This window comes from Bradyrhizobium sp., assembly GCF_050014615.1.
Taxonomy (GTDB): Bacteria; Pseudomonadota; Alphaproteobacteria; order Rhizobiales; family Xanthobacteraceae; genus Bradyrhizobium.
The window spans coordinates 72552-78551 of record NZ_JBEKCZ010000017.1; the positions used below are offsets into that span (position 1 = coordinate 72552).

6 protein-coding genes are annotated in these 6000 nt (G+C 63.0%); 5 read left to right on the plus strand and 1 reads right to left on the minus strand.

The window, feature by feature from the left end; genetic code table 11:
- Positions 1 to 7 precede the first annotated feature (7 nt).
- The 3 genes from ABR948_RS04910 to ABR948_RS04920 all read left to right on the plus strand — a co-directional run bounded on the left by ABR948_RS04910 (position 8) and on the right by ABR948_RS04920 (position 3392).
- Positions 8 to 430, plus strand: coding sequence for a DUF3052 domain-containing protein (locus tag ABR948_RS04910; protein WP_428114319.1), 423 nt, complete (start codon positions 8 to 10; stop codon positions 428 to 430).
- A 191-nt stretch (positions 431 to 621) separates the two neighbouring features.
- A complete protein-coding gene (locus tag ABR948_RS04915) occupies positions 622 to 1821 on the plus strand; it encodes an ABC transporter substrate-binding protein (protein ID WP_428114320.1) in 1200 nt (399 codons plus the stop codon).
- Positions 1822 to 1916: 95 nt separating this feature from the next.
- Positions 1917 to 3392: an NCS1 family nucleobase:cation symporter-1 gene (locus tag ABR948_RS04920; RefSeq protein ID WP_428114321.1), complete on the plus strand. Its 1476-nt coding sequence runs from the start codon at positions 1917 to 1919 to the stop codon at positions 3390 to 3392.
- Between the two features lie 145 nt (positions 3393 to 3537).
- Here ABR948_RS04920 and ABR948_RS04925 read toward each other — a convergent pair whose 3' ends face one another.
- Positions 3538 to 4545 carry a TRAP transporter substrate-binding protein gene (locus tag ABR948_RS04925; RefSeq protein WP_428114322.1) on the minus strand — a complete coding sequence of 336 codons (1008 nt, stop codon included), beginning with the start codon at positions 4543 to 4545 and terminating at the stop codon, positions 3538 to 3540.
- Positions 4546 to 4847: 302 nt separating this feature from the next.
- Here ABR948_RS04925 and ABR948_RS04930 point away from each other — a divergent pair, with 302 nt between their 5' ends.
- Together ABR948_RS04930 and ABR948_RS04935 are read left to right on the plus strand one after the other, a co-directional pair.
- Positions 4848 to 5522, plus strand: coding sequence for a TetR/AcrR family transcriptional regulator (locus ABR948_RS04930; RefSeq protein ID WP_428114323.1), 675 nt, complete (start codon positions 4848 to 4850; stop codon positions 5520 to 5522).
- A 94-nt stretch (positions 5523 to 5616) separates the two neighbouring features.
- The coding region (locus ABR948_RS04935) for an OsmC family protein (protein ID WP_428114324.1) at positions 5617 to 6000 on the plus strand (384 nt) is incomplete at its 3' end.

Below are 6000 nucleotides of genomic sequence, written 5' to 3' on the forward strand. Positions count from 1 at the left end.
AACGCCGATGGCCGGTTACTCCGGCAAACCTGTTGTACAAAAGCTCGGCATCCAGCCGGGCTTTTGCATTTTTATCGAAGGCGCACCGGCGGCCTATGGCGATATCGTCGGCCAACTGCCGGCCGGTGTGACCATTGCGCCCCGGCTGAAGGCGCCACTCGACATGGTGCATCTGTTCGCAACCGAAGCGGTGGGGCTTGCGGCGAAGCTGCGCCGCTGCCGCGCCGCGATCGGGCCGGACGGCATGATCTGGGTCTCATGGCCGAAGAAGTCCTCCGGCGTTGCCACCGACCTCACGGATGTCGTCGTGCGCGATACGGCACTTCCGCTTGGCCTCGTCGATATCAAGGTCTGTGCCATCGATGACACCTGGTCCGGATTGAAATTCGTGATCCCCAGGGATCAACGCCAAGGCGATCAGCGGACGTAACGGGATCAGCCGCCGGCCAACCGCCCGAAATAACCGGACTTGGCCGCGCCTGATCCAGCATGATTATGGTTGGCGCGCTTAGCGGCGTCATGGCATGTTCCGGTCATGGCGCGAGCGCGGATCCAACCGCGCCTGCCGTGGGCCGCAGCAACAGCGTGCCCAAATGAGATAAGATGCGGGAGGGCAGGCCGATGCGTTGTGTCGGAGGATTGGGCGTCGTGAGCGCGCTCGCCGTGCTGATCTGGCCTGCGCTCGCGGCCGACATGCGTGGCGTCACACCCACCGAAATCAGGATTGGCCAGACCATGCCGTATAGCGGCCCGGTGTCGGCGTTCGGCGCGCTCGGCAAGGGCGAGGTCGGCTATTTCAAGATGGTCAATGAGCGCGGCGGCATCAACGGCCGCAAGGTCAACCTGATCTCGCTGGACGACAGTTACGCGCCGCCGAAAACCGTGGAGCAGACGCGGCGGCTGGTGGAAAGCGACGAAGTCGCGCTGATATTCTCCTCGATCGGCACCGCCCACAACACTGCGATCGCCAAATACCTGCAGGGCAAGAATATCCCGCAATTGTTCGTCGGCTCCGGCGCTTCGAAATTCGCCGACATCGCGCAATATCCGCAGGCGACCCTGGGCGTGCAGGGGCCGTTCCGTTACGAGGCGCGGCTTTATGCGCGCTATGCGCTGGCGAAAAATCCGGACGCCACATTCGCCGTCATTTCGCAGAACGATGATTTCGGACGCGACTATCTCGCCGGGCTGAAGGACGTGCTCGGCGAGACATACGATGCCCGCGTCACCGGCGCGACCTATGAAATATCGGATCCGACCGTCGACCAGCAGATCGTCAAACTGAAGTCCTCCGGCGCCGATGTCCTGGTGATCGCCGCGACGCCGAAATTCGCTGCGCAGTCGATCCGCAAGGTCTATGAGATCGGCTGGCGGCCGATGACATTTCTGTCCAATGTCGCGGTCTGGGTGTCCACCGTCATGGAGCCCGCCGGGCTTGCGGCCGGCGTCGGAATTCTCTCGACCGCCTATGTCAAGGATCCCGACGATCCCGCCTGGAAGGACGATGCGGGCGTCAGGGGATGGCGGGAATTCATGACCCGATACGTCCCTGACGGCGATCTGCACGACACCAACTACGTCAATGCCTACAACAGCGCGATGGTGCTCGAAGCCGTATTGAAAGCCTGCGGCGACGATCTGTCGACGCAGAACATTCTCAAGCAGGCCTACGCCATCAGGGATCTGGAATTGCCGATGCTGCTGCCCGGCATCAAGGTCAACACCAGCCCGGCCGATCACGTTCCGGTCGACCAGATGCAGTTCATGCGGTTCAACGGCAAGACTTGGGAGCGCTTCGGGGAGCTGCAGACCGGCAATTGATGCGTGGCCCCGGAATGACTTGGCTGTCCCTTCTGGCGCGGGACTTGCTTAAAACAAAGCCAGCCAGTTCCCGTTACCGCGTACAGGAGCCGCCGATGTCCGGTCATTCGAATGCCCCGCCCGCCCTTGCCATCCCGGGCGCGGACCCGCGGCTCTATAACCACGATCTGGCGCCGGTTGCCCCCGCGGGGCGGACCTGGGGCGTGTTCAGCATCTTCGCGATGTGGATGTCGGACGTGCACTCGGTCGGCGGCTATACCTTCGCGGCCAGCCTGTTCTTCCTCGGATTGACCGGTTGGGAAGTGCTGCTGGCGATGGTGGCCGGTATCACCATCGTCTACTTCCTGATGAACCTGATCGGGCGCCCCTCGCTGAAATACGGCACGCCCTTCCCGGTGGTGGCGCGGATGTCGTTCGGCGTCATGGGCGCCAACATCGCGGCCGGCCTGCGCGGCATCGTCGGGATCGTGTGGTACGGCGTGCAAACCTATTTCGCGTCCAAAGCGGTGCAGGCGCTGGTGCTGGCGTTTTATCCCGGCGCCGAAGCGTTGACGCATTCCAGCTTTCTCGCCCTGTCCGCGCTCGGCTGGTTCTCCTTCCTGTTCATGTGGCTGTTCCAGCTTCTGATCTTCCTCAACGGCATGGAGACGATCCGCAAATTCATCGATTTCTGCGGACCCGTGGTCTACATCGTGATGTTTGCGCTGGCGATCTGGATCGTGATGCAGACCGGCACATCGAGCCTGTCGCTGCAGCTCAGCCCGCGGGTCGAAGGCTCGGCGGTGGGTCACATGGCCAATGCGGCGATGCTGATCGTCGCTTACTTCGCCGCGCTGCTGCTCAATTTTGGCGATTTCTCCCGCTTCGCGCGCGATGAGAAGGCGATGAAGGTCGGGAATTTCCTCGGACTGCCGGTCAATTTCATCGTGTTCGCGATCATTACCGTGATCGTCACGGCCGGCACCGTCAAAGTGTTCGGCGAGGCGATCATGGACCCCGTCGCCATCGTCGAGCGCATCGGCAATCCCTGGGTGGTGGCGCTCGGCTCCATCACTTTCATCGTCGCCACCATGGGCATCAACATCGTCGCCAACTTCGTTTCGCCGGCCTACGATATTTCCAACCTTTATCCCGAGAAGATCGACTTCCGCCTCGGCGGGCTGATCACCTCGATCCTGTCGGTGTTGGTGTGCCCGTGGATTTTTGTCTCCAGTCCGCAGGCCATCACCATTTTTGTCAGCATCTTCGGCGCCGCGCTCGGCCCGATGTTCGGCATCATGGTGGCCGATTATTATCTGGTGAAGCGGCAGCAGGTCGTGCTCGCCGACCTCTATACGATGTCGCCGGACGGCTCGCTGTATTTCGAGAGCGGCTGGAACCGGATGGCGCTGATCGCGCTCGGGCTTTCGGGCTTCGTATCGATCGGGCTGTCGCTGCTCGGCGCCTATGCGGTGATTCCGAACGTCGGGGACTGGGGTTGGCTGATCGGCTCGGCGCTGGGAGCGGTGCTGTACACGGCGCTGATGCGCCGCGAAGCGCCATCCCTGTCGCGGCCCGGCATCACGGCGTGACGGCTCGAAGCTTACGGGTGATTATTGGTAGTCATTCCGGGGCGCGCATCTTCGCGCGAACCCGGAATCTCGAGATTCCCCGATGTGCCATTGCACATCTGAGGTTCGTCGCTTCGCGCCGCCCCGGAATGACGTGATAGAGATATCAACCGAGCTTGCCGACCTCGGCCTCGACCAGCGTCCAGCATTTGGTGCCGAGCTTTTCCTTCCAGGTCGCATAGACGTGTGGGAGTCTGGCGCGGAAGGCGGCCTGGTCGGTGTCGTTGAAGACGAGGCCGCGCCGCACGAAATCGTTGCGCAGATCGGCATTGAGCGCGGCCTGTTCCAGACGCTGCTGGCGGACATATTTGGTGACGTTGCGCTCGATCACGTCCTTGATGTCGCCGGGTAGCGCCTGCCAGGTGGCGGCGTTCGCCATCGCGTTGAAGCCGGACCACATGTGGTTGGTCAGGCTGACATACTTCACCAGTTCATAAAGCTTGAAGCCTTCCAGGATGCCCAGCGGATTCTCCTGCGCGTCGACCTTGCCGATTTTCAGCGCGTCGTAAATCTTGTTGGCCGAGGTGGTGACCGTCTCGGCGCCGAACGCGCTGAAGGTGTCGATCATCATCTGCCCCGGCGGAACGCGGATTTTCATGCCGGCGAAATCCTGCGGCTCGGCGATCGGGCGCGAGATCGAGGCGACCTGCCGCATGCCGTTGTCGAAGCCGGCGACCGGGAACAGATGCATGCCCTTGGCGGCCATCTCCTCGCCGATATATTTTCCAAGCGGGCCGTCGACCGCTCTGTGCGCGGCCGCCGGCGAACTGAATGCAAACGGCAATTGCTGGGATTCGGCTACCGGCACCACGGTGCCGATGATGCCGCCCATCAGGGTGAAGAACTGGATCTCGCCTGAAATAAGCATTTTCAGCGCATCGGGATCGCCACCCGGCAGCTTGTTGTTCTCGGCATACACGATGGTCTCGACCCGGCCATTGGTCTCGGCGCGCACGGCCTCCCACATCGCGGTAAGATTTCTGTGCAGCGGGCCGGAATCGGCCTGGTTGTGATATTGCGAAAACCTGTATTCGGCAGCCTGCAAAGGCTTGATGATCAGGGTCGATCCCATCACCGCGGCGCCTGATAATACCGACCGTCGTGTCCAGTTCATCGTCATCGTCTCCATCCGGTCCGCCCATTGCGGGCGGCATGCTTTGCGGCCGACTGTGGTCGATCTCGGACAATTTCGCCACGAGAATCCCGCAAGGCAGCGCCGCGCATGACGCCATTGGGTGACCGGCCGCGCCCCGCCCCGATGGCGGTAACCGGCCGCTCAAATCCTCCTATTTGCGACTTGTCAGGCGCTCTGAATTATTGTTCAGTTCTTCGAGGCGGTGTGTGTCGATCGCCCAAAAACTGAATAAGCGTCGTAACGAGCCGCTGGGCCCGGGCGCGCAGGGATGAGAACGTGCCATGGTTTATCGGCGAACCCATCAGGTGGTGAAGCGGCTTGCGGCGCGGCGCAGCGCCATCCTGTCGGCGGCGCGGGACGCCGCGGCGGATGGCGGCATGGCTGCGGTGCAAATCGCGCCGGTCGCAATCCGCGCCAATGTCGCCGCCGGCACCGTCTATCGCTATTTTCCGTCCAAGTCGGATCTGATTTCCGAACTGATCGCCGATGTCTCGCGCGATGAACTGGCCGCGATCCGCCGCGCTGCGGATGCCGCGCCCGGGCCCTCATCGGCATTGGCTGCCGCCGTCACCACGGTCGCGGTGCACGTGCTGTCACAGCGCAAGCTGGCCTGGGGCATCCTGGCCGAGCCGGTCGATGTCGACGTCACCGCGTCGCGGCTGGCGAGCCGCCGCGAAATCGCCGGCGAGATCGCCACCCGGATCGACGCCGCGGTCCGTGCCGGTCATCTGCCGGCGCAGGATACGGCGCTCGCCGCCACCGCGCTGCTCGGCGCGCTGCATGAATCGCTGGTCGGGCCATTGGCGCCGGACAATACCGACGATCCCGGGCGGCTGCGCGATGCGGTCCAGACCGTGACGCTGCTCGCGCTGCGCGCCGTCGGCGTGATGGACGCCCGCGCCCGTGGCCTTGTGGTGCAGGCGGTGCTGCCGGCGAAAGCGCTGGTCGGCGCGTAGCAAAGGCGCCTGGAAAAGGCGCAACGATAAGACATTCCTTTGACGCAACCATCCGCCAAAATGGGGCTCCCATCGACCATGAAGGAGCATCCCCATGACGACGACATCCGGATCGGCCAAATGGCAGGGCGGCATCAAGGACGGCAAGGGCGCGATCTCGACCAAGAGCGGGGCCCTCAACGACTACCCCTACGGCTTCGCCAGCCGCTTCGAAGGTAAACCGGGCTCGAACCCGGAAGAACTGATCGGCGCCGCGCATGCCGCCTGCTTCACCATGGCGCTGTCGCTGATATTGGGTGAAGCCAAGCTCACCGCCGAGCAGATGGAGACCAAGGCCGACGTCACGCTCGAAAAGCAGGGCGAAGGGTTTGCCATCACCGCCGTGCATCTGACATTGAATGCGAAAATTCCCGGCGCGGACAAGGCGAAGTTCGAGGAACTGGCGGGCATGGCCAAGGCCGGGTGTCCGGTCTCGAAG